Genomic DNA, 23,266 nt, shown 5'->3' on the forward strand with positions numbered 1-23,266 from the left:
TTATTTCTCAAATGAGTGTAAGAATTTTAAAATTGTTTTGTTTTCCTCTTCAGAGAACTGAGAAAAAATATCTCGCTCATAATCTTGGATATAGTTTTTAACCAAATTGGAAATTTGCTGTCCCTTTTCAGTTAATTTGATTTCATTCACTCTTTTATCTTTGAGGCTTTTAATTCTTTGAACTAACGCTTTATGTTCTAAACGATCAATCATCACTGTAACCGTAGAGCCTTGTATTTGAAACTCATTTTCGATATCTTTTTGCGTCACTTCATCCGAATTAGAACGTAAATAGTCAATGACAGCCATTTGGACCCCGGTTAGTCCATATGGCTTTGCTAACTCATCTAATTGCGAATTAAGCCTTGAATGGGCTATCTTAATCAGCCGTCCTATTGATTCGTCCATAATACCTCCTATTTTTTACTCCTGTCTTTTAAATAGTTAGTTGCCTAACTAACGAAATATTATTTTATCACGCATTTTTTTATTTGTCCATGCAAACATTTATGCTAACCTGCATTGTCTAAGTTCAAGTTGAGTCATTGAGAATAACAAAAATTAAAATTGTTTACATCGATAGATAAAAATATTGTTCAAAGTGGCGCACGTTTGTTCCCTGATTTTGTTAGTTATTTCTACATTGATATTCAAAGTTGTTTTTGCATCAGTATAGTCAAGGAAGTCTATACCTGTTGTTGCGCGCTTGCGCCTTGCTTCAGTGTCAAGATTGTCTAATTATGGGAAGGGCCGTACCATTATAAGAGATTCCTGTACTAATTAAAAAATTCGACTGTGAAGTCGATTACGATTCAGAACAGCAGCAATATGAGATTGAAAAGAAGAAGACCTGTCCAAAGGGTACGGCCAAGAAACACTGTCCTTGATGTTGGACTATGGTTTCAACAATCTGAACATGCACAAAATGAAATTGTCCGTCTTCCCTTTCAACGCAGGAGCTGTAAAGGCCTATACTAAGGCTTGCTTTGTCAAGGAAGGTGCTTCAAAAGATGAAATCTTCTATGATGGTCAATGGGTCGATTTTGACCACTACGCTATCTTTCAAGAGGACTGGTTGGCTAGTCATCAATAAAAAGAATGAATAGCATATATTAAAAAAGAGGTCACTACCTGGTTCGGGTAGTGACCTTTTATTTAGTGTTTTCTTTGGGTACTTTCCCAACTTGAATTATGATTGCCGCAATGATGGCCATCACGCTAGAAATGCACAGAATAATGTTTTTACCAAAAATCGGGTAGCCACCAACTAAAATGATAGTACCAAATGGCGTAGCAATCGTTAAAATACTACTCAAAATTCCTAAGATGATACTTAGTGAGGATGAGTCAGCATTTTTCATTAATAGGGCATACATCTTAGGATTGATTTTACCTGCTAAATAGGCAATCAAAGCTAAAAGAATGAGTGTAAAGATTAGTCCTAAATTGAAAATTAACGTTAGATAAAGGGCAAAGATTGCCACACCCACAATGGTGATGATTGATTTAAAAGAAAGAGATTTAAAGGGATCGTTTACAATCACGGCACCAGCAATGCTGGCAAAAACAAAAAGAACATTAATAATCAAAATGGTAACACCAAAATTAAAGGGTGATGCCGAAGGTGTATCTAATACATACAAATTTAAAATGCCATCGATACTAGCGCCAAGAGCATTGATTAAAATAATAGCGCTAATGGAATTGAAAACAGGCAGTTGGATAACGCGGGCATACAGCCGCAAAGCCTCTTTAAACTTAATTGATTTTGGTGCTTGTCCCGGTGCTGAATCAACTTGCTGACTTTGGTAGTCAAGGTGCTTATGAGAAACTGATAAAATAATCGCTGAAATCAAGAAAGTTACGCCATTTAACAAACTACCCGTCATATAATCATGAGTGAAACCGATGTAGCTAACACCAATCGCCTGCCCAATCGGTTGGATTAGTTGACTGATACTTTGATAAATACCCATTGCTTGTTGTTGTAAATCTTCCTCAACTTTATTTTGAATAATCGGCATTTTCATTAAATTAATCACAATGCCAGCCATATCGGAAACGATATTAATGATAAGGGCAAAGGCGATGTAGTTGTGATTACCATGGAAAAGAGCAGCTAAAACGAAGAACAGACTACTTTGACATAATGTCAAGGTAATAATCCAACGAGTTTTATGCTGGACACTACCAGAAATTTTCCCTAGAAAAGCAGAGGCAACACCTGGTAAGACAGTTGCGATTGAAACGGCAGCAACCCAAAATGAAGGGGTGCTAGTACTTTTAGCCAAAAGAAGTAAAACAATATTGAAGAAACTAATCCCAATCACTTCAAACAAACTGCTAAAAGACAGAGACCGAAAAGCTTTATTTTGCACTAAATTCATGTGTTTCTCTCCGAATTATAAATTATGAATAATTAATTATAATAATATTATTTTTTTATAATTAAAATGTCAAATTATAATGGCAAAAAGTCCGTGCCCATATTCTTGTCTTGCAAATTAATCACTTTACAAATTAATATGAGGTATCGATTTAAATATTAGGAGTAATTATGACGGCTGGAAATAACATTAAATTTTATCGTGAAAAGAATGGCTTGACTCAAAAAGAATTATCACAACAAATCCATGTCTCTCGACAAACTATTTCAAATTGGGAAAATGGAATAAGCTATCCAGATATAGAAAGCACTGTTATCATGAGCAGTATTTTTAATTGTTCTTTAGATGAACTACTAAATAGAAATTATGCCTTAGTAGTTAAAAAATTAAGAATAAAAAAAATAGTTCAAAAAGTGAATAAATATGGTACTTTACTATTTTTGATAGCTAATATGATTACGCTTTTTATTAATTTCACGATCGGTAGAAAGCTAAGTTGGTCACTTATTCCACTAGCCTCTTCTATTTTAGTCGTAACTTTTATTCAAACATTTTGTCGCGTTCAACGGTAGCCATTATTAAAAGCAACCTTACTATCATATCTTCCAATGTTAGTGTTATTTTTTGCTATCGAACTCAACACAGCTAGCATGGACTTTTATAATACTATTGAAGCCGTAAGTTTGTAGTATCTTTATTATCTATTCGTTGTTTATTTGATAGAAATTTCTAATATACGTTTTTATACTTGTTTATGGATTTTCGCATTTCTAAATTTTCCCATAAAATTTTTCACTAGAATGATTTTGCATTCTAATTTTACATTTATAGATATGATGATAAAAATAGCATTAATACTTGTTGTTACATTGACAGCCGTTTTAAACATTAAGGGTGATTACCTTAATAACATGCTGAATAAATATCGCTTGTTTGCATCGAACAAATAATAAAACTTTTTGAAGTAGAGAATTTAATCGACTATCTAATCATTTGTCAGTAATGTTAAGGTTAAACCATCATAATTACTATACAAACTGCCGGAACACTTTTTGATATAATTAAGAATGAGCCAAAGAAAGGAGAAACTCTTTGTACAATCTATTTCGCAAATATCATACTTTGGTTTTGGCAGTAATCTCATTCGTAACAGTCGCCAATATATTTATTAGTATTCATACTCATAATAAATATGAATTCTTAAGCGTTCTTGTTTGGCTTTTTACGGCAATATTAGCGACCATTAACGCAAAAGCTCAACGCTCTCAAAATTGATTTTTTCACAATCAGAGAATGGCACTCTAACAGCTTTCTAAGAGGCATACCAATGCTTTTTAGTTAAATTCATAAATCGCCCACAATCCTGATACTCATCGGGTTGTGGGCTCTTATTTTCGATAAAGCACGTTATGTTAAATTTAATTATCGGTATTTTTTATAAATGGTATCTTAATTAAAAAACCTAAAATCAACAAAAAGCGCTAGTTCCCTAGCCATTACCACAAATATTTTTATATCTTTTAAAAATTAAAATCTATCAACTCATTTTTAACAAAAAAGCTTACGATTTAGAATCGTAAGCTTTTTCTGTCACCTATCAGCACTTTTTCCAAAAAAGTACCATTTTGGTTAATTCTCTATGATTTCTCTTGATTTTCCTTGAATGCTAAAGTAGTGCTTTTCAAGATTTTTGACTACTAATGCCTACTGTTGCAGGCTTCTATGGAGAAGAAGGGATTCGAACCCTCGCACGCTTTAACACGTCTACACCCTTAGCAAGGGCGCCTCTTCAGCCTCTTGAGTACTTCTCCGTAACAGATAATATCATAACAGATAATGTTTGTTACGGCAAGCATTTTTAACGGTTCTCGATTGCCATCACGGACAAATTGAAGTTGTCCCACAATCCTTGATCGTCATTCTTAAAGTCTTCAATCAAAGAGCTGCCCTTTGGCTTAATGGTTGCGGAAAGCTCATGATAGACATCATAAAGCTCCAACTCCTTCTGGTCGTTCCACTTAACCGTGTAAAAAGTCCCATCCATCCGGTAGTCCAAAATTTCTTCCAAACCGCGCAAAAGGGTCCGCTCAATCATTTCTTCTTCAGTGACCGCTTCACCTCGGGCATTCAAAATCGCCACTTGGTCCTTTACCTGTTGATAATCATCAGCAACTTCCATGTTATCCATTTTGTGGCCGCCTTTCATTACTCTTTTTTGCTGTTCTATATTATAATTGAATATATCTATTATACTAAGGTGATTTGAATGACACAACTCGTGACAACAGAAGAAATGCAGGAACTAGACCAATACACGATGACAACCATCGGTTTGTCAGAAGATGTTTTGATTGAACGTGCCGCTTTAGCCGCCTTGGACGTCCTTGGCGCCGGTGCCTATGACCTCTCCAACGTTTTGGTCTTAGTTGGCTTGGGCAATAACGGTGCCGATGGGATTGCCCTCGCACGCTTGTTGCACCAGTTGCACATCCCTGTTTCATTGCAGTTTGTCGGTAATGCCAACAAGGCTAAGCCTGCCGTCAAGCACCAACTGCAAATTGCTGAAGCCTGTGGCGTTCCCCGTTCTGAAAAATCAGACTTCAAGCAGGCTTCATTAATCATCGATGCCATCTTTGGTACTGGATTAAACAAGGATTTGCCAGATGGCCTGCAAAAGATGGTCAAGGCAGCCAACCACATCGAAAGCACGGTTGTAGCGCTCGACCTGCCAACTGGCGTCAACGGCACCACCGGCCAAATTATGGGCGCTGCCTTGAAAGCCAAAACGACAATTTCCTTTGGCTTTATCAAGGCCGGCGTCACTAAGAATCCAGGAAAAAAATCTGCTGGACAAGTCCTGGTCAAGGATATCGGAATTGTCGTCCCAGAGGACTTCCAGTTCTCAATTAAAGAACAATAGCAATGACGTGAAAAAGCCAAACCTCGAAGGGTTTGGCTTTTTTGTCGCATTTGATTATTGCTTATTTATGATAGGTAGAACCCGCTGAAATCATCATCGCTCGATAAATTTGCTCAACCAACACCAAACGCATCAGTTGGTGAGGCAGCGTTAACCGTCCAAAGGAAAGTAAGAGGTTGGCGCGCTTTTTAATGGCGGGGTCCAACCCCAGGGATCCACCAATAATGAAGGTGAGGGTACCGTGCCCCGAGTTCTTGGCAGCTTCTAATTTCTGCGCAAAGTCTTCCGAAGCTAGTTCCTTCCCCTCAATCGCTAAAACAACGACAAAGTCCCGCTCCCCAATTTTTCCTTGGATTCGTTCCGCTTCCTTTGCCATGATTTGCTGATTTTCGGCTACCGATGCTTTTTCAGGTGTCTTTTCATCAGCAACCTCGACCATTTCGACAGTCCCGAAACGGTTCAAGCGCTTGGCATATTCCGCAATTCCCTTTTTCAAGTAGTCTTCTTTTAATTTTCCAACCGTTAATACTTTAATTTTCATTTTAATTTCACCACTTGTTTTGGTCTAAAATCAAAACTTGTTCCCTTTCATTCAACTTATCCACTCTTTTATCCACTATTCCCCAGACTTATACCCACAAAATCAGCCAACATAGACCAATTTCTGCTGATTTATCCCCAAACGCACCACTTATCCACAGGTTTTGGGGGTAACTTTTCCAAAAAGAGAAAGGCGATAAGACTGGGATTTTTAAAAACTTATCCCAAATTTTCCCCATTCCCCTTTTTACGAACAAAAGAGCACATCTGTTCCCCTTAAGCCCATGTGAACATTCGTCTTTTTGCCACATAGTCTAAGGTTGTCCTTGTGATAAAGCGCTGAATACCGCCTTTTTCCACAAAAAAGGCGAATTTAAAAACTCTTTTGTGACTCAACTATTCATTTTACCGCAAATCAACCGAACAGACATTCTAAAATTGGTATAGTCGCTAATTTTATTGATTAGATGTCATTTTTCATCTGTTTATTAAATTTATCCAATCGTTTCGATAAAGGAATAATTCACTAAATCATAGCCAACAAAAAAGCGGATAACTCGGAACATAATTCCAAGTTATCCGCCTTCATTTTTAAGACGCCTCACGCGCCTTCAGAGCCTTCAAATAGGCCTCGAGGGTTAAGTGATGTTTTGTCATATACTTCGCATTTGTGACCCCAACATACCGGAAATGCCAGGACTCATAATCGATACCCGTCTCCTTAATCGATGCCTCGTCCTTTGGGTAACGAAGAATAAAACCATAATCAGGGGCGTGGTCAATTAGCCAACGCTGCGAAGTGAACTGGTCCATCTCGCCAGTTAGGCCTGGATACTTCGCTAAAGCATCGTTTCCAGCTAAATCAATGGCCAAACCAGTTTGGTGTTCGGATGAACCAGGTGTTTGCACAACCTTCTTAGTTTCGGCCAACGCCTTTTCCTCCGATTCACCATTCTTTTCGTTGTTTGCTAAGACATTCGCAAAGACTTCCTTCTGATATTCAATTGATCGGTAGCCTGAAACCAAGGTGGTGTCGTAGCCGGCTGCCTTGGCCCCGGCCATAAAATCAATGACGCTTTGCTGAATCTTTTGGTTAACAACCTTATCCCCAACCTTAGCCTGGGTAAAATTGATTTCCTGATTTTCCGGATGTTGCTTATTAATCAACACGAGGTCCCAGTCCGTGCTTTTCACACCCTTTGGCAGGTTGGTTGTCGCTGCCTTTGTCTGTGACTGGCTACTGCTCGTGTCCTTGCCGTGCTTTTGCCCATGTGATCCAAGTGCCAACCAGACCATCACCGCCAGTAAAATCAGGCCAGCAATCACCGCTATGATTCGTTTTTTATTTGTCATCAGCAAACCTCCTATGGCCTTACGATACAAAAAAAGACCGGAATTAATTCCAGTCTTTTGTTTTATGATGGTCAGTCAGGGGCTCGAACCCTGGACCCACGGATTAAGAGTCCGTTGCTCTACCAACTGAGCTAACTAACCATGGATGTCTTTCACAACAAAAGATATCATACCATATATAGTGACAGTCGGCAAGCTTTTTCGCCAAAAAAGTGGAATTTTCTAATTTATTCTTCTTCCGCTAGCTTAGCTTGGGCCAAATAGAAGCAACCAATGATACCTGCGTTATCTCCAGTCGAAACTGGGACAATGTAGTCCTCAAAATCAGGTGTTGCCAAATAGTTACGGAACTTATCCGCAAAGGCCTTCCGAACCATTGGTAACAAATTTTCACGGTGTGGCACCCCACCACCAAAGATAATCTTATCGGGACGGAGGATGACCGTAAAGTCGACAGCGGCCTGTGCCAAGTAGTCAGCCTCGATTTCCCAAGCGATATGATCATCAGGCAATTCCTTAGCTGTCATACCCCAACGCTCGGCCATAGCCGGTCCAGAAGCCAAACCTTCCAAACAGTGATCCTGATGAAATGGGCAATGACCCTTATAGTCATCCTTTGGATGCTTTTGAATCATAATGTGACCGGCCTCAGGGTGGCCGTAACCAGCTAGAAAATGGCCACGGTTGATGATTCCGGCACCAACACCAGTACCAATCGTCAGGTAAACCATTGACTGATTTTCCTTCACAGCCCCCGTCTTATACTCTGCCCACGCAGCGCCATTAACGTCAGTGGTCCAGTAGTAAGGAATGTCACGCCAGGCCTTCATTCGACCCATGAAATCATAACCAGACCAACCACGTTTTGGTGTGTCTAAGACGCGGCCATAAGTCTTGGACTCCGGGTTAATATCAATCGGTCCAAACATCGCAATCCCCATTGCTTTGATATCCTCAAACTGGTCAAAGTAGGCAATCACCGCATCAAGCGTCTTTTCACCGTCTTCAGTCGGAATCGACTGACGGTCAACAATCTTCATATCCTCATCACAGACAGCTAAAACAAACTTCGTACCGCCGCCTTCAATTGCTCCTAATAGTGGTGCCATGGCGAACATCCTTTCCGCTTTGTTTTGAACCGGAGGTTGATTTTAGTCAACACGTTTCTTTATCTTTATTGTAAACGCTTACAGACAAACAAACAACACTTTTTTGCTTTTTTATTAATTATATTGCAAAATCGCACTAAAAAAAGGCCTTTTTGGCCTTTTAAACTTTATTTGCGGTCATCATAGCCGTTTGGATGCTTTTCTTTCCAATTCCAAGCTGTTTTGATGATGTCCTTCACGTTGTCAAACTTTGGTTGCCAGCCCAAGACTTCTCGAGCTTGCGTTGAATCCGCAACCAAAATATCAGGGTCACCAGGACGGCGAGGACCAACCTTGGCTTCAATGTTGACACCAGTCGCTTCACGGGCTGCCTCAACCATTTCCTTAACAGAGAAACCAGTGGCTGATCCCAAGTTAAATTGAGCTGATTTGTTACCCTTAGCCAAGTAATCCAAGGCCAAAATGTGAGCGTCTGCCAAGTCAACAACATGGACGTAATCACGGACGTTGAAACCATCTGGTGTGTTATAGTCATCCCCAAACATTTCGATGTAGTCACGTTGACCGGCTGCTGCCTGCAAGATGATTGGCACCAAGTGTGTTTCTGGACCGTGGTCTTCACCGATTGAACCGTCTTCGATGGCACCCGCCACGTTGAAGTAACGCAAGGCCACCCACTTGATGTCATAGGCTGAATCAGCCCAGGCCATCATCTTTTCCATCATCAACTTTGATTCCCCGTAAGGGTTGATTGGGTTTTGTGGATCAGTTTCCTTAATCGGAATGTTGACCGGGTTACCATAAGTAGCGGCCGTTGATGAGAAGACAATCTTCTTCACATCAAAGTCCTTCATCACTTCAAGCAAAGTCACCATTCCTGCCGTGTTGTTATCAAAGTACATCAATGGTTCGGCAACGGATTCAGGCACAATTGAGAAGGCTGCAAAGTGAACAACGGCATCGATGTTCTCTTTTTCAAAAACCTCAGACAAAGCCTTCTTGTCACGAATGTCAACTTGGTAGAACTTGGCTTCTGGCGCAACCGCTGCTCGGTGTCCCTTGACCAAATTATCAACAACAACAACATCCTGGCCTTGGTCTAACAACCGGCGCACCATGTGCGAACCGATATAACCAGCGCCACCTAATACTAATACAGACATTTACTTTTCCTCACTTTTTTGTCCGGGTTGATCCATCCAAGTAATCACGGCTTCTGCCGAAATCCCATCATCTTTGACGACCCGGTGTCTTGATTTATTATCTACTAAAATTGCTTGCGATTCAACTTGGTGACCGTAATGGACTTCGTTTTCATAACGAATGGTCAAATTAGTCGCCTCATGGTCTTTCAAGAAATCAAAGGGCAATACATCCAGCATCCATTCCAAGTATTTTGAATTGTTGACGTGACGGTTCCCATCAATGTCCAAGAAGCGCACTTGATAGGGTCGCCTAACCTGAACCTCTTCATCTTTGATTTTATCAACCTTGACCATCTTGTCCAAGCGACGCACCTCTTGGCCACCATAGGGAACTACAAGGTCCTCTGGCAAGCGTTGCATTCGCCTGGTCTCTAGGTCAATCAAGGCCCAAAGGGAATCAATATCAATAATGACCTCACCATTGGCGTCCTTAAAGTAAAAACCACGCATGGCAAAGAAAGAAGACCATTCGCCAGCCTTGGTTTCGATTGTAATTTTTTCACCTAATTTCGGCCGACGGATAATCCTTAAATCGTATTGTAAAATAACCCAACCCAAACCGCGCTTATCGGTTTCAGTATAGCCAACGTTCAAATGCTCACCCTGAAGCCGTGAGCATAGGATGGCCAAATTCAAGACCATTGGTAATGAAAGCTTTCGTGTCAAATCAACCTGATAATACTCAACAGGTCGTGTAATTGAAAAAATATCAGCCATGATCTTCCTCGATTTGATGATAAATTTTATAAACCTCTTGCCGGTTTAATCCCCGGTCCTTGGCCACCTGCTTGATGGCCTGGTTTGGCTTTTGACCAGCCGTCACTAATTCGGCCACCGCTTGGTCCACGGGGAGGTCAGCCGTTTCAGCCAAGACTTGTGTATCTCCTTGCTGTGGCTCGGCCATTTCTTTTAGGTCTTCTGTGCTAGCGCCGGCAACCATCAAAACAAATTCCCCACGGGCCTGATTTTCATCTAGCCAATCGGCCAACTCTTTCGTAGTCCCGCGCAAGAATTCCTCGTACCGCTTTGTTAACTCCCGAGCCAAGACGACGCGACGGTTGGGGCCACAAACAGTTAGTAGATTTTCCATGGTTGCCTTTAGGCGATGAGGGGCCTCATAAAAAATCAGCGTTTCTGGTCGACGAGCAAGGTCCGCCAAAACAGCCTGTTGTTCTCCCTTCTTGCGTGGTAAGAAACCATGAAAATAAAAGGGTTGAGGCACTAAGCCAGAAGCAATCAAGGCCGTAATACCGGCTGAAGCACCTGGCACAGGCACAACTGGAATCCCAGCAACAATTGCTTGGGCCACTAGTTCCTTCCCCGGATCGGAGATCGAGGGCAAGCCCGCATCAGAAACTTGGGCAACCGACTGTCCTGCCAAAAGGTCGTGAACAATCAATGGTGCCTTTTCCTGCCAGTTATGTTCGTGCAGTGCCGTCTTTTTGGTATGAATATCAAAATAATTTAATAACAGCTGTGTATGTCTTGTATCCTCAGCAGCAATCACATCAACAGTCGACAGGACCTCAATGGCGCGATTTGACATGTCCTGAAGGTTACCGATTGGTGTGGCAACGAGGTACAACGTCCCCGTTTTTTGTTCTGCAAAACTTTTTTGTACCTGCATATCATCCTATCCCAAGGCTATTGTGATTTCGAGCCCTAGCTTTTCTAACCGACTTTGCCAAGAAATATTAACGTTTTTCAATTGGTCGATTTGCAAAATCAGATTACCCACTGCTAACAGCTGGTCTGGTTGATAACGTTTGACCATTTCCTTATAAAAACCAAGTAACTGTGGAAAAGCCAATTGGTCTTGATCAACATAAGCATAAACTGCTAAATCGCGACCGAGTGACTGAAGCCAAGACAGAACCTGATTTTCCTGGTCCTTGAGGGTCACCAAGGGCAAAAGCTGTCCCTGCAAATAAGCCATTAAGGCTACATCCTGCGTCATTGCTAGCTCAAACCACTTGAAAACCTTTGTCTGAGCTTCCTTGGCAAAAGCCTCCTTCGCAGCCTGACTGTCCAGGTTGACTTGATTGGAGGCCTGTAGATTCACCAGCTGGGCGCGCGATCGAATCGTTGCCAAGACATCGCTTGCTTTATTTGTTAACAGCAAAATCAATTGCGGACCCGCCGGCTCCTCGATAAATTTCAACAAGGAGTTAGCTGCGGCCGTCGTTAACGTATCCGCCTGGTCAATCACGAAAATTTTTCGCTGCCCTTCCAAGGCGGTTGTCGTCAGCTCTGGGACCAAGGCCCTGATTTGCGCGATTTTAATCGCTGCTCCCGGCTTTTCGGGTAAAACGGTCACAAAATCAGGATGGTCAAAAGCAGCCACACGCTGCTTCGTTAGCTCATCTTGACCAAGGACAAAGGAAGCTAACGACTTCGCCAAGGTGATTTTTTCAGCCTCCCCCACACCGGCTAACAAATAGAGGTGTGAGAGACGATCTTCCGCTACCGCTTGCTCAAACTGGCGGTAATTAGCCGGATAAGCCGCTTCTGCCATTGCCTGAAAGTCTTGGTCAACAAGAGCCGGTTCGGCGGTATTTTGGGCTGTTTGACCCTTGTTACTGTTTTTTTTAGCCATTAAAAATTAAAACTGGTAGAAATCATCAATTGTCTGCGTGAAGACAGTGGCACCACCCACTTCGACTTCAACTGGGAAAGCACCTGTCCGCTCCCCCTCCACGCTAATTGGTGGCACCATAAATTGCTTCCGCTTTTGTGAAATATCTTTAATAATTTGCAAAACTTCCTCGACCCGGTCCTCATCAATGGCAATGATAAAGGTCGTGTTACCAGACCGTAAGAAGCCACCTGATGTGGCGAGACGAGTTGCTTGAATCTTAGCCTTGACGAAGGCGTTGGCTAACTTTGTTGCATCTTTATCTTGAACAATGGCATTGACTAATTTCATCTTTTTACCTCCAATAGGTCGCTAGGACCTGCTTGACTTCTTCAATTACAGCTTGAACATCTTGGTTGGCGTTGACCAGCTTGATTCGTTCGGGGCTTTTTTCCACCAATTCCAAATAAGTTTGACGGACCGTCTGATGGAAAGAAAGTTCCTCTTCATCCAGTCGGTCAATCTTACCCTTTCGATTGGCAAAAATCCGCTCCAGCCCAACCTCGACAGGCAAATCCAAGTAAATCGTTAGGTCTGGTAGTTGCCCCTGCGTGGCAAAGGCATTTAACCCGGCAATTCGGTCAACACCCAGTTCACGCCCACCACCTTGGTAGGCCAATGACGAATCAAGGTACCGGTCTGACAAAACCACCTTGCCCGCAGCAATCGCCGGTTGGACGGTTTGGACAAGGTGCTCACGCCGAGAAGCGGCATAGAGCAGCGCCTCCGTCCACGGATCCATTGCTGGCTCCGTTTTTTCTTGGAGAAGCGTTCGAATTCCTTCGGCCACTGGTGTTCCACCTGGTTCTCTGGTTACTAAGACATCCGCCTGAGCCAATTCTGCTAAGTACGGACGCACCGCCTCAATCACCGTGGTTTTTCCTGCACCCTCTGGGCCCTCAAATGATAAAAAATGCATCTCACTCATGGGAAGCTCCTATTCCTGTGGTTGCTTGAAAATCAGCGGTTGCTTCGCCACCGCTTTGCGACGCTTTGCTTCATTGTAGAGGTACAAGAACTTTGCCTTATCGACTGCCGTTTGGGCCTGAATCATATGACCGTTAACCCGCGAATCAACCAATGCCGTTTCGGATTCTTGCGCTTGATGATATTCTAAACGCGCTTGATTAATTTGACTTAAAAGCAATTCGTCAAACTCTTCTTTGAGAAAACCCGTATTCACTTTTTTCTTTTTATTAAACATTAGAGCTCATTTCTGCCTTCGATGGACTTAATCAAGGTCAGTTGGTCCGCATAATCGATATCGGCTCCAACCGCTAGGCCGGTTGCTAGTCGGGTTACTTTAATATTGGCTGGCTTCAAAAGGCGCGCCAAGTACATCGCGGTTGCTTCGCCATCGGTATTGGCGTTCGTCCCAACAATCACTTCTTGAATCTGTTCATCCTTTGAAAGGCGCTTAATTAAAGATGGCAGATTAATATCCTCTGGCCCTGTTCCGGCACTGGGGGAAATCACGCCATTTAAGACATGATAAAGTCCGTGGTATTCCCCAGTCTGTTCCATCGCCATCACATCCTTTGGATTTTGCAAAACCAAAACAGTACTTTGATCACGGCTAGGATCGGAACAAATAGCACAGGGATTTTCATCCTTTGTTGTTATATTACCGCAAATTTCACAAAATGTAACTGATTCTTTCGCCGTTGCCAAGGCGTTTGCAAAGGATTTAACATCTTCTTGATCCATCCCCAATGTGTAAAAGGCTAACCGGCTGGCAGTTTTTGCCCCAATCCCCGGTAACTTCGAATATGAATCGATTAATTTTGCAATTGGTTCTGGATATTGCATGTTCTATTTTCCTTCATCATCTGTTTTGGTCACAACGACCAAATCGTCCCCAAAAAGGTCTTTGGCTTCTTGGACTAAATCAGGCCCTTGGTCGACTTTTTCTTGGTTCGCCGTCTCAGTCATTGCAGCCACCTGGTCGTGATTGGATTCTAAGACAGTCGGAGTCAGGTCAGCGAGCGAAATCTCGATTTTTTGTCCCGACCGCAAGGCTGTCACGTAAGCCGCCCGGTCGTTTTGCCATTCGTCCTTACTCCGCAAGACTAAGGTTTCTGGTAGCTGATTTTCCCGCAGAGCATTTGCCAAGTTCGCCAGTAAATCGGTATTTTGTAAACTGGCATCCATAATGGCTGGGAAATCAAAGGCTAAAATCAGGGCCTGGTCAGAAGAGGCCATTGGTTCAACCGTCTGCAAGACCGCCTGGTCTTTGACTGCAAAGCCCTTGACTAAGTCGGGCCAGATGTTTTGCGCCTGTGTCAACCGATCTCGCTTTGCTTGAGACAGAACCGCTTGGACGGGCTCTTGACCTGTATAAACGGTTGGGAGCGTTCGGGTAACTGGCTGACTGGTAGTTGTTGTTGCTTGGACCGGCTGTTCTTGACTGTCCGCTGTGCTTTGCTTTGGCTCTGCTACTGGCCGGCTGACTTCCGGTTCCACTGGTGCGCTTGGTTCTTCACCGGCAAAGTCAGCACCCGCCAACAAATCTGTGCTTGGCTCTAGCCTTGTGCTTGGTACTGCATTCTGCTGAACCGGTTGGTCAACAACTGCGGTATCAACAACCGGCTTGGCTTGGGCTACTACTTGCTCGTTTGGCTTATTATCCTGAACGGATTCAGGTGCCTGAGCAGCTGGCTTACCTTGTTTGTCAGTGGTACTATTCGTCAGTGGTGCTTGAGTCGACTGACCCTTTGAGATCGGCTGGCTTTTGTCTTCGTCTGAAAGCGTCAACTTGACCGTCAAGATTTCCAGGTAAATATCACTTTGCAGCGAGGCCGCCAACTGGGTTTTAACGTCGTCAATAACAACGAGCATTTGCTGCAACTGGTCTTGAGAGATTTTGGTTTTAAAGGCCTTTAACTCTTCTACCTTGCTGGTTGCCTTCACCAAATCCGGCGCTAAATCAACGAGCATCACATCCCGCAGGGTCGCCATCAAATCAGCTAAGAACCGATTAGCATCCTTCCCTGCCAACAAAATCGCAGACAAAGTAGCCAAAGCGGCCGCCGTATCTTGGTCCAACACCTGATTTAAATAAGTCAGTAGCTGATCAATTTTGACCGAACCAGTTACCGTTAAGGCATTTTCGAGCGTAATTTTATCGGGGCCATAGGCAATCACCTGGTCCAAAATCGACAGCGCATCGCGCATCCCACCTTCGGCGGCAGTCGCCACAACATCTAAGGCTTGGTCTTCAAATGCCTGATTTTCCTGGTGTAGGATTTCAATCATGCGGTTCTTAATTGTCTCGTTTGAAAGGCGCTTAAACTCAAAGCGCTGTGTCCGCGACAGAATCGTTGCGGGCATTTTTTGCACTTCAGTCGTCGCTAAAATAAACTTTACCTGAGCTGGTGGCTCCTCTAAAGTCTTTAAAAGCGCATTAAAGGCCCCCGTCGATAACATGTGGGCCTCATCAATAATATAAATTTTAAACGGTGCTTCAATCGGCGCGTAATTAGCCGAATCACGGATGGAGCGGATTTCATCAACTCCGTTGTTCGAAGCCGCATCAATTTCAATAATGTCAGGGTGGGACTCGTTTGCCTGGTCTTCACTGATACCATTAACTTCTCGTGCAAAAATCTTGGCCGCTGAGGTTTTTCCCGTTCCTCGCGGACCCGAGAATAGGTAGGCGTGACCCGTTTGCTTTTGCTCGATAGCGTTCTCGAGCGTCTTGGTAATCACTTCCTGGCCGACCATTTGCTCAAAAGTCCTTGGCCGGTACACCCGGTAAAGTGCTTGATATGCCATGGTGGTCCCCTCCCTTACAAAAAAAGCCGCCTTCTGGCGGTTTTACTATGTACACAAGCACAAGGTTAATCAATCTTAGAGCTGCTACATTTCTGTCCTGACTCGGTTCGAAAGGCAACCCTTGCCTGCACTGTTATTATAGCGAAATATCAGGTTTTTAGCAAGCGTTTTAAAGAAGAAAAATCAGCCTGGAAACCTGATGGTTACTCGCTTTCGGCCAACTTTTTCAATTCCTTAGCAGCCTGCTTTTTTGCCTTTTGCTTCTGACGAATTTCTTGAAAAAAGTCCTTCAATAAGGCCTTGGATTGATGAGCCTTCACACCAATATAAGTTTTTACTTGATGGTTTAACCGCTCATCCTCAAAGACATTATAGAGAGACGAGACAGCCCCCGCTTTTTGGTCTTGAGCACCATAATAGACCAATGGAATCCGAGCGTTGATGATGGCCCCAGCACACATTAGGCATGGCTCGAGCGTGACAAAAAGCGCCGTATTTTCTAACCGCCAAGTACCGAGCTCCTGATTTGCCTGGTTGATGGCCAATAATTCAGCATGACTACTGGCCTCTTGATCAATTTCCCGTCGGTTCGAACCAGTCGCAATCACCTGACCGTCTTTAACAATCACGGCGCCGATTGGTACCTCGCCAATTTCACCAGCCCGCTTCGCCTCCGCTAAGGCAATATCCATAAAATAAGCCACTTGATCAGAGCTTAAAGTTGGGATTTCAGCCATTAACTGCCTCCAAGACATAGTAGCCTTTATTTTTACCGGCAATCGAAACATCATCGAAAACAGCTTCCAGGTTCTTTTGAGCCGATGGTGCGCCCTGCTTTTTTTGCAAAACAGCCAGCAACTTCCCACCTGGCAGCAAATGATTTTTAGCTTCCTGGAGCATCGCTGTCACCACTGGCTTACCAGCTCGAATTGGCGGATTAACCAAAATTAAGGCATATTGGTCCTGAATACCTTCGTAAATATTGGATTGGAAAACCTTCACCTGGCTACCCACCCCGTTTTTATTGGCATTCTTTTGGGCTAAATCAAGGGCACGCTGATTGACATCGACCATATCAACATTCTTATTCAGCGCCTTGGCAATGGCAATCCCCACCGGTCCGTAACCAGTTCCCAAATCCAATACCCGACCAGCTGGAAAATCAGTTTCCGCCGCAACAGCAAGCATCGTCCGTGTCCCAAAATCCACCGTTCTCTTGGAAAAAACACCGGCATCCGTAGTGAAATGCAAATTATTGCCTAAAAGTTCAAAATCAAAATCTTGATAGTCATGGGCTGCATCTGGTTGCGCCGTGAAGTATTGTTCACCTGAAATTTTTTCCGTCATTGCGTTGTTGTCCTCTGTTCTCATTTTACTAAAATATGTACAAAAAAAGAGCCCCTAAAGGCCCTTTTTCTAGGATTACTTCAAAGTAACTGAAGCGCCGGCAGCTTCCAAAGCTTCCTTCAATTCGTTAGCATCGGCTTCGGCAACGCCTTCCTTAATAACAGAAGGTGCGTTGTCAACCATGTCCTTAGCTTCCTTCAAGCCAAGACCAGTAGCTTCACGAACTGCCTTGATAACCTTAACCTTAGCAGTACCTGCTGAAGTCAATTCAACGTCAAAGTCTGACTTAGCAGCTGCGCCATCGGCACCAGCAGCACCAGCAGCGGCTACAGGAGCAGCAGCTGAAACGTCAAATTCTTCTTCGATAGCTGAAACCAAGTCAGCCAAGTCCAAAATTGTTGCATCCTTCAATGATGCGATAATCGCGTCTTTATCAAAAGCCATGATTAATTCCTCCAATTAGTTTTTAAATAGTTTGTAATTTATAGTTGTGCTTATTCAGCAGCTGGGGCAGCTTCTTCAGCTTCCTTCTTTTCTTGCAATGCCTTAACAGCATAAGCGAAAGAACGGATTGGGAACTGGAATTCGGCCATCAACTGACCAAGCAAACCTTCGTGAGAAGGCAATGAAGCGTACTTGTTGATTTCATCAACACCAGCAATACTTCCGTCAACAACACCACCCTTAATAACGAGCTTGTCATTTCCGTCAGCAAACTTCTTCAAAATGCGGGCTGGGGCAACAGCGTCGTCGTTTGAGAAGGCAACGGCTGATGGGCCAGCAAACAAATCGTTCAATTCTTCGAAACCAGCTTCCTTAGCAGCACGTTCCAAAACCTTGTTCTTGATAACTTCCAAGACAACGCCTTCTTCACGCAACTGTGAACGCAAGTCAGTTGATTCGGCAACAGTCAAACCACGAGGGTTGACAACAACAGCGGCTGAAGCGGCCTTAAATTGATCGGCAACTTCTGAAACCTTCTGTGCTTTGATTGCAATAGCTTGTTCACTCATATGAAATTCTCCTTTCAAAGATTTTTTTGCAAAAGAAACCCGCCTGCAAAAGACAGACGGGTAAAGTTAATTGATAACTTCCTCGGCAGGATATTAAGGTGCGAGCACCACCTGAGTCTTAGGCAAAATTGATTTTATTTACTTATTCATCTTAGCAGTTTTCAGCTAGGCTGTCAATTAAAGAGAAGCCAAGTCCAAAGTAACTGCAGGACTCATTGTTGAAGACAAAGCAACGTTTGAAACGTAAGTTCCCTTAACAGCTGCAGGACGAGCCTTCAAAACAGTGTCAGCAATTGACTTGATGTTTTCAGCCAACTTTGCATCGTCAAATGATACACGACCAACAGTAACGGCAACGTTTCCGTCACGGTCAGTACGGTAAGTCACTTGACCACCCTTAGCATCTGAAACAGCCTTGGTAACATCCATAGTTACAGTTCCAGTCTTAGGGTTTGGCATCAATCCCTTAGGACCCAATGCACGACCAACACGACCAACTTGCGCCATCATGTCAGGAGTTGCAACAGCAACGTCAAAGTCTAACCAACCGTCTTGGATGCTTTGAACCAAGTCAGCAGCACCAACAACGTCAGCACCAGCAGCTTCGGCTTCCTTTGCCTTGTCGCCTTGAGCAAAGACAACAACAGTCTTGTCCTTACCAGAACCGTTAGGCAAAACGACAGCACCACGGAGTTGTTGGTCAGCTTGACGAGTGTCAACGTTCAACTTGAAAGTAACTTCAACTGAAGCGTCAAACTTTGCGTATGAAACTTCCTTCAACAAAGAAATTCCGTCTGCCAATGCGTAAGCCTTTTCAGCTTCAACCTTAGCAGCAGCTTCTAAATACTTCTTACCATGCTTTTGTGTCATTATTCTGCGTCCTCCTTGATTGCTGTTCCTTCAACAGTCAAGTCCACACCGTCGACCGTAACACCCATTGAACGGGCTGTTCCTTCGATCATCTTCATGGCTGCTGTTACGTCGTTGGCATTCAAATCTGCCATCTTGTTTTCAGCAATTGCACGAATTTGGTCCAAGGTTACGTTACCGGCCTTAGTACGGTTAGGTTCACCAGAACCCTTACCAACAATCTTCCGCAATTGGTCAGCTGCTGGTGGAGTCTTAGTAACGAATTCGAATGAACGATCATCGAAAACTGAGATTTCGACAGGGATTGTTGAACCAGCTTGGTCAGCAGTCCGTGCGTTAAATTCCTTAGTGAACTGTGCGATGTTAATACCGGCTTGTCCCAAGGCAGGTCCAACTGGTGGAGCTGGAGTTGCTTTGGCAGCGGCAATTTGCAGTTTCACAACATTGATAACTTTTTTAGCCACGATATATTTCCTCCTCGTGTTGTGGTAGAACGTAGCTTTAGTGCTACTTCCACGCATGTCTTTGACATACCAGAGTAGTATAACAAAAAAAACGTCCCAAGTAAAGGACGTTTTTCCTGAAAACCCGTTAACAAAAGCATTTGTAACGGCTCTAAACTTTAATTAGAAGTTTGTATCGATATCATTGAAACCAAGTTCAGTTGGTGTTTCACGGCCGAAGACTTCAACTGTTGCTTCAACTTCCTGCTTTTCATTATCAATCGCACGGACAATTCCTTCCATACCATTGAATGGGCCAGCAACAATCTTGATGGTTTGGCCAACTTCAATGTCCAAGTCAACAGTTGCTTGACCAGTCATACCCATTCGCTTCATCAACAATTCAACTTCTTCAGGCAACAAAGAGTTTGGCTTTGATCCGGCTCCGTGAGAACCCAAGAATCCGGTAACGCCCGGTGTGTTACGAACAACGTACCAAGCTTCATCGGTCATATTGCCATCTTGTGGAGTGGCCATTTCAACCAAGACATAACCAGGGAAATCATTTTCGATGGAAGTCTTTACTTCACCATCTTGAACAGTTGAAACTTCTTGTTCTGGCACCAAAATCCGGAAAATTTGGTTAGCCATTCCCATTGTTTGTGTTCGTGATTCCAAGTTTGCTTGAACCTTGTGTTCGTAACCTGAGTATGTGTGGACAACGAACCAAGCCTTTTCGATTTCTTCAGTCATGGTTATTTTGGGCGAATGCCCTTCCTCCTTCAATTGCAAATAAAAAAGAGTCCGCTGACTCTTCTAACTGCCTTTAGTATACTATATTACGACTTATCGTGCCAAGAACAAATTGACACCTTGTTGTAGGAGCCAATCTGATGCACCGATAATGATAGCAAAAACGATTGAAATGCTAATCACAGCAACCGTTTCCTTTGTCGTTTGTTCCATTGACAGCCAAGAAACTTTGCGCATTTCTGCAGCGACATTTTTAAAGTATGTAATCATGGTTCACTACCTCACTTTGTTTCTCGGTGGAGCGTATGCTTTCCGCAATGGGGACAAAACTTTTTCACGCTCAAGCGCTCAACCCGCCCCTTTGCCAGGGTAACGGTGTAATTTCTTGATCCACAGACCTCACAGGCCAATGATGCTTTTTGACTTGGCATAAAGTTACCTCACTAACTAGCATCATAGCATCTTTAGGCCTAATTTTCAACATTCACTCATGGAGTCGACGTAAATAGGCCTGTTTCAACCGATATTGAACCCTCGTCACTTGGTGATTTGATTCATGCGGTTTTAATAAGATTTTTCCATCACCAATTAAAAAACTAATAATTTGCGCCACTTCGCTTTTGCGACAGTTTAAGACTTCCGCTAGAGTTTCACGAGCAATGCATTGTTGTTCCGGTGTTCCCGTTGGCTCAGCAATAACAACAGGCAAATCCTGACCGGCATCAAAATGGGTCATGGCACGGTTAAACTGCTCCTGTTTTGTATTTTGCTTGCGAAGATAGTCAATCGCCCGATTACGCAAGGCAGCCATTAAATAGGTCGAAAACTTGGCCCGAGCCTTTTGCACATCGTAACGCCTTAGGCAGTGCAGCGTGGCTTCAAGGGCATCAGCCTCCCAATCATCGGCGCGGCAAACATTGGTCAAATAGTTACCGTAGACCAACCAAACCATGCCCACATGACGACGATAGAGGGTTACAAAGGCCTCCTCATCACCTTGTTGTGCTAAGAGCACCTCGTGGCTCCCCTCCCGCAATTGTATTTTTTCCATCAAAAAAGCCTCCTTTTCGCAGGGGGCTTTGTGAACACAAGGCCCCTTAGAGAGGGTGTCTTGAGCTATATCCTTGATAGATTAATAAACTAGCGGCCACACTGGCATTCAACGACTGAACATGACCAATCATTGGAATGGTTAACATACCGTCAACCTGCTTTTTCAGTAAGGGCGAAATCCCTTTTCCTTCATTTCCAATAACTAGAGCCGTAGCACCCTTGGCATCCCATGTCCGATAATCCTGTCCGGCCATGTCAGTGCCAAAAATCCAAACGCCACGTTCTTTCAATGTCTTAACCGTTTGCACCAAATTCGTCACGCGACAAACCGGTACGTGCTCGATGGCACCAGTAGAACTTTTAGCCACCGTTCCAGTCAGTTGCACTGCCCGACGCTTGGGGATAATCACACCATGAACACCAGCAGCATCAGCCGTTCGCAAAATGGATCCTAGGTTATGGGGATCTTCAATTTCATCCAAAATCAGGAAAAAAGGATCCTCATTTTTGCTCTTAGCCTTGTCAAACAAGTCGTCTAGACTAGCATAAGTAAAGGCAGCCACTGACAAAACCAAGCCCTGGTGATTACCACCATCGGCTAACTCATCCAACTTTGCTTTCGGTGCCTGTTGGATAACAATGCCCTGTTGCTTAGCTAATTGGCTAACTTCCCGCTCTACCTTTGGCTGCAGACCTGGCTGTAGCCACAACTTGTTGATTGCTGTTTTTTGTTTTAAAGCCTCAACAACGGCATGGTGACCGTAAATAAAGGCTGGTGCTTGCTCATTAGACATTGTTCGTTCTCCCGCTTTCCACTTGGTCGAAAATCCATTCCATAATCGTTTGTAAACGCTCTTCTTGCTTAGACAAGTACAAGTAGCCAATCATCGCTTCCACACCAGTTGAAATCCGGTATGCCACAACGTTGGTATTTTTAGCCTTAGTATATGATTTGGCATTGCGACCACGCTTAAAGTAAGTTAACTCATTCTCCTTTAACAATTGATCATCTTCCATCAATTGGTACAAGGCAGCGTGTGCTTTGGCCGAGACATAGTGCCGTGACTTTTTCTGTAAGTCGTTTACTTTTGTTAATCCCATGGCGACCAAATGATTGCGGACCGTTAATTCATAAATCGCATCACCGATGTAGGCTAAAGACAGCCCATTCATCTGTTCATAGTCAAGTTGTTCCATTCAATATCTCTTTTCAGTTTGGTCCAACCAGGCTAGCGACACCTAGACAGTACCAAGTTTGTTCTGACCCAACAAGTAATCAGGCTCTTTTTGTCCTGATTTTACCAAATTAGAGCCTAAGTAACATTCATTTAACAAGGCAAAACACTCGCTCCAGTCGTGAGCTCACTGACTGATAACGAGTGATTAACTTAACGCTTATTTTTCTTTTCTTGGCGCATTCCCTGCACCATCCGAATTGTCCACATTGACAAAAAGCCAACAATAATCGCCGCAATCAGGTGAATCGCAATCTCGCCCTGCTTTTGAATTGGCCAAAATAAAAGCGAAATAATCATCAAAACAGCAGCCGTGATCATCGCCTGTTTCCATTGCGACCAAGTGGTCACCTGGTATTGGTTATGCGGAATCGATTGTGGAAACAAACGGAATTGGATTTGTTCCCCAATCGGGCTAAACGCGGCAGCGTAAAGGACCGCAAAGAAATAAACAAACCAGTTTTGATTATAGGCTTCGTTACCGGTTTCAATGCGGACCAATAACAAGACTAATAGGAGCACTGCCGGAATGACCGCCGTTGCCCAAAGTTGTTTTTTATTCAGCTTTTGGATCCAATCAATCCAGTCAATTTTTACTTTTTTCATGCTTGCCTCGTTTTTAAATCTAC

The 23,266-nt window shown here is 43.5% G+C and carries 30 protein-coding genes, 2 tRNA genes, 1 other RNA gene, 1 pseudogene and 1 other annotated feature; of the genes and pseudogenes, 3 read left to right on the forward strand and 31 right to left on the reverse strand.

Going from position 1 to position 23,266, the window contains the following annotated elements; all coding sequences use genetic code 11:
- The gene (locus FT12353_RS05030) at positions 1-408 is read right to left on the reverse strand and encodes a MarR family winged helix-turn-helix transcriptional regulator (RefSeq protein WP_059393854.1); all 408 of its coding nucleotides are present in this window, start codon (positions 406-408) and stop codon (positions 1-3) included.
- A gap of 430 nt (positions 409-838) precedes the next feature.
- Between FT12353_RS05030 and FT12353_RS05035 the strand changes: the two are divergent.
- Positions 839-1,093 (forward strand): annotated as a pseudogene (locus FT12353_RS05035) (GNAT family N-acetyltransferase); the annotation flags it as partial.
- A gap of 58 nt (positions 1,094-1,151) precedes the next feature.
- On the opposite strand, the gene FT12353_RS05040 reads toward FT12353_RS05035, so the two are convergent.
- Positions 1,152-2,387, reverse strand: a complete 1,236-nt coding sequence (locus tag FT12353_RS05040; RefSeq protein ID WP_059393855.1) for an MFS transporter — start codon at positions 2,385-2,387, stop codon at positions 1,152-1,154.
- 170 nt (positions 2,388-2,557) lie between these two features.
- On the opposite strand from FT12353_RS05040, the gene FT12353_RS05045 reads away from it, so the two are divergent.
- A complete protein-coding gene (locus tag FT12353_RS05045) occupies positions 2,558-2,959 on the forward strand; it encodes a helix-turn-helix transcriptional regulator (protein ID WP_203618940.1) in 402 nt (133 codons plus the stop codon).
- A 1,151-nt stretch (positions 2,960-4,110) separates the two neighbouring features.
- Here the strand turns inward: FT12353_RS05045 and FT12353_RS05050 are convergent.
- Both FT12353_RS05050 and FT12353_RS05055 read right to left on the reverse strand, forming a co-directional pair.
- A tRNA-Ser gene (locus tag FT12353_RS05050) sits at positions 4,111-4,198 on the reverse strand.
- 47 nt (positions 4,199-4,245) lie between these two features.
- Positions 4,246-4,575 (reverse strand): hypothetical protein, encoded by a 330-nt coding sequence (locus FT12353_RS05055; protein ID WP_059394082.1) that lies wholly within the window; start codon positions 4,573-4,575, stop codon positions 4,246-4,248.
- A 78-nt stretch (positions 4,576-4,653) separates the two neighbouring features.
- On the opposite strand from FT12353_RS05055, the gene FT12353_RS05060 reads away from it, so the two are divergent.
- The gene (locus tag FT12353_RS05060) at positions 4,654-5,307 is read left to right on the forward strand and encodes an NAD(P)H-hydrate epimerase (RefSeq protein ID WP_059394081.1); all 654 of its coding nucleotides are present in this window, start codon (positions 4,654-4,656) and stop codon (positions 5,305-5,307) included.
- A 61-nt stretch (positions 5,308-5,368) separates the two neighbouring features.
- Here the strand turns inward: FT12353_RS05060 and rlmH are convergent, their stop codons facing one another.
- From rlmH to FT12353_RS05195, 27 genes are all read right to left on the reverse strand, one after another.
- Positions 5,369-5,848, reverse strand: a complete 480-nt coding sequence (gene rlmH / locus FT12353_RS05065) for a 23S rRNA (pseudouridine(1915)-N(3))-methyltransferase RlmH (protein ID WP_203618942.1) — start codon at positions 5,846-5,848, stop codon at positions 5,369-5,371.
- A 590-nt stretch (positions 5,849-6,438) separates the two neighbouring features.
- A complete protein-coding gene (locus FT12353_RS05070) occupies positions 6,439-7,200 on the reverse strand; it encodes a M15 family metallopeptidase (protein WP_203618944.1) in 762 nt (253 codons plus the stop codon).
- Between the two features lie 68 nt (positions 7,201-7,268).
- Positions 7,269-7,341: transfer RNA gene (locus tag FT12353_RS05075), tRNA-Lys, on the reverse strand.
- Positions 7,342-7,427: 86 nt separating this feature from the next.
- Positions 7,428-8,309 (reverse strand): ROK family protein, encoded by an 882-nt coding sequence (locus tag FT12353_RS05080; RefSeq protein ID WP_203618946.1) that lies wholly within the window; start codon positions 8,307-8,309, stop codon positions 7,428-7,430.
- A gap of 167 nt (positions 8,310-8,476) precedes the next feature.
- Positions 8,477-9,472 (reverse strand): UDP-glucose 4-epimerase GalE, encoded by a 996-nt coding sequence (galE, locus tag FT12353_RS05085; RefSeq protein WP_059394076.1) that lies wholly within the window; start codon positions 9,470-9,472, stop codon positions 8,477-8,479.
- Positions 9,473-10,231: an acyl-[acyl-carrier-protein] thioesterase gene (locus FT12353_RS05090; RefSeq protein ID WP_203618948.1), complete on the reverse strand. Its 759-nt coding sequence runs from the start codon at positions 10,229-10,231 to the stop codon at positions 9,473-9,475. It abuts the gene before it with no gap.
- Positions 10,224-11,141, reverse strand: a complete 918-nt coding sequence (gene rsmI / locus FT12353_RS05095) for a 16S rRNA (cytidine(1402)-2'-O)-methyltransferase (protein WP_059394074.1) — start codon at positions 11,139-11,141, stop codon at positions 10,224-10,226. The genes FT12353_RS05090 and rsmI overlap by 8 nt, the downstream gene beginning before the upstream one ends.
- 6 nt (positions 11,142-11,147) lie before the next feature.
- Positions 11,148-12,110, reverse strand: coding sequence for a DNA polymerase III delta subunit-related protein (locus FT12353_RS05100; protein WP_059394073.1), 963 nt, complete (start codon positions 12,108-12,110; stop codon positions 11,148-11,150).
- Positions 12,111-12,116: 6 nt separating this feature from the next.
- Entirely contained in the window at positions 12,117-12,440 is a 324-nt protein-coding gene (gene darA, locus FT12353_RS05105; protein ID WP_047974788.1) for a cyclic di-AMP receptor DarA, read from the reverse strand.
- Positions 12,441-12,444: 4 nt separating this feature from the next.
- Positions 12,445-13,077 (reverse strand): dTMP kinase, encoded by a 633-nt coding sequence (tmk, locus tag FT12353_RS05110; protein WP_059394072.1) that lies wholly within the window; start codon positions 13,075-13,077, stop codon positions 12,445-12,447.
- A gap of 9 nt (positions 13,078-13,086) precedes the next feature.
- Positions 13,087-13,353, reverse strand: a complete 267-nt coding sequence (locus tag FT12353_RS05115; protein ID WP_047974790.1) for a YaaL family protein — start codon at positions 13,351-13,353, stop codon at positions 13,087-13,089.
- Complete coding sequence (recR, locus tag FT12353_RS05120) at positions 13,353-13,958, reverse strand: recombination mediator RecR (protein ID WP_047974791.1); 606 nt, start codon at positions 13,956-13,958, stop codon at positions 13,353-13,355. Before recR ends, FT12353_RS05115 begins: the two co-directional genes overlap by 1 nt.
- Positions 13,959-13,961: 3 nt before the next feature.
- Entirely contained in the window at positions 13,962-15,923 is a 1,962-nt protein-coding gene (dnaX, locus tag FT12353_RS05125) for a DNA polymerase III subunit gamma/tau (RefSeq protein WP_203618950.1), read from the reverse strand.
- 46 nt (positions 15,924-15,969) lie between these two features.
- Positions 15,970-16,056: signal recognition particle sRNA small type (gene ffs / locus FT12353_RS05130), an RNA gene on the reverse strand.
- Positions 16,057-16,126: 70 nt separating this feature from the next.
- A complete protein-coding gene (gene tadA / locus FT12353_RS05135; RefSeq protein ID WP_203618952.1) occupies positions 16,127-16,660 on the reverse strand; it encodes a tRNA adenosine(34) deaminase TadA in 534 nt (177 codons plus the stop codon).
- Positions 16,653-17,270 (reverse strand): class I SAM-dependent methyltransferase, encoded by a 618-nt coding sequence (locus FT12353_RS05140; RefSeq protein WP_059394069.1) that lies wholly within the window; start codon positions 17,268-17,270, stop codon positions 16,653-16,655. Before FT12353_RS05140 ends, tadA begins: the two co-directional genes overlap by 8 nt.
- A gap of 75 nt (positions 17,271-17,345) precedes the next feature.
- The gene (gene rplL, locus FT12353_RS05145) at positions 17,346-17,714 is read right to left on the reverse strand and encodes a 50S ribosomal protein L7/L12 (RefSeq protein WP_047974795.1); all 369 of its coding nucleotides are present in this window, start codon (positions 17,712-17,714) and stop codon (positions 17,346-17,348) included.
- A 50-nt stretch (positions 17,715-17,764) separates the two neighbouring features.
- Positions 17,765-18,283, reverse strand: a complete 519-nt coding sequence (gene rplJ / locus FT12353_RS05150; protein ID WP_059394068.1) for a 50S ribosomal protein L10 — start codon at positions 18,281-18,283, stop codon at positions 17,765-17,767.
- Positions 18,284-18,305: 22 nt separating this feature from the next.
- Positions 18,306-18,424: a sequence feature (ribosomal protein L10 leader region), on the reverse strand.
- Positions 18,425-18,460: 36 nt separating this feature from the next.
- Positions 18,461-19,153, reverse strand: a complete 693-nt coding sequence (gene rplA, locus FT12353_RS05155) for a 50S ribosomal protein L1 (RefSeq protein WP_059394067.1) — start codon at positions 19,151-19,153, stop codon at positions 18,461-18,463.
- On the reverse strand, positions 19,153-19,617 hold the full coding sequence (gene rplK, locus FT12353_RS05160; RefSeq protein ID WP_047974798.1) for a 50S ribosomal protein L11: 465 nt from the start codon (positions 19,615-19,617) through the stop codon (positions 19,153-19,155). The genes rplA and rplK overlap by 1 nt, the downstream gene beginning before the upstream one ends.
- 162 nt (positions 19,618-19,779) lie before the next feature.
- Positions 19,780-20,349 carry a transcription termination/antitermination protein NusG gene (nusG, locus tag FT12353_RS05165; RefSeq protein ID WP_047974799.1) on the reverse strand — a complete coding sequence of 190 codons (570 nt, stop codon included), beginning with the start codon at positions 20,347-20,349 and terminating at the stop codon, positions 19,780-19,782.
- 93 nt (positions 20,350-20,442) lie between these two features.
- Complete coding sequence (secE, locus tag FT12353_RS05170; protein WP_059394065.1) at positions 20,443-20,619, reverse strand: preprotein translocase subunit SecE; 177 nt, start codon at positions 20,617-20,619, stop codon at positions 20,443-20,445.
- A gap of 11 nt (positions 20,620-20,630) precedes the next feature.
- A complete protein-coding gene (rpmG, locus tag FT12353_RS05175; RefSeq protein ID WP_083994448.1) occupies positions 20,631-20,780 on the reverse strand; it encodes a 50S ribosomal protein L33 in 150 nt (49 codons plus the stop codon).
- Between the two features lie 53 nt (positions 20,781-20,833).
- Complete coding sequence (locus FT12353_RS05180) at positions 20,834-21,400, reverse strand: RNA polymerase sigma factor (RefSeq protein ID WP_059394064.1); 567 nt, start codon at positions 21,398-21,400, stop codon at positions 20,834-20,836.
- Positions 21,401-21,446: 46 nt separating this feature from the next.
- Complete coding sequence (gene rlmB / locus FT12353_RS05185) at positions 21,447-22,196, reverse strand: 23S rRNA (guanosine(2251)-2'-O)-methyltransferase RlmB (protein ID WP_047974802.1); 750 nt, start codon at positions 22,194-22,196, stop codon at positions 21,447-21,449.
- Entirely contained in the window at positions 22,189-22,599 is a 411-nt protein-coding gene (locus FT12353_RS05190; protein WP_047974803.1) for a Mini-ribonuclease 3, read from the reverse strand. The genes rlmB and FT12353_RS05190 overlap by 8 nt, the downstream gene beginning before the upstream one ends.
- Before the next feature lie 191 nt (positions 22,600-22,790).
- On the reverse strand, positions 22,791-23,243 hold the full coding sequence (locus tag FT12353_RS05195; protein WP_047974804.1) for a hypothetical protein: 453 nt from the start codon (positions 23,241-23,243) through the stop codon (positions 22,791-22,793).
- Positions 23,244-23,266 lie beyond the last annotated feature (23 nt).

This window comes from Fructobacillus tropaeoli (assembly GCF_016860625.1).
GTDB classification, from domain to species: domain Bacteria; phylum Bacillota; class Bacilli; order Lactobacillales; family Lactobacillaceae; genus Fructobacillus; species Fructobacillus tropaeoli.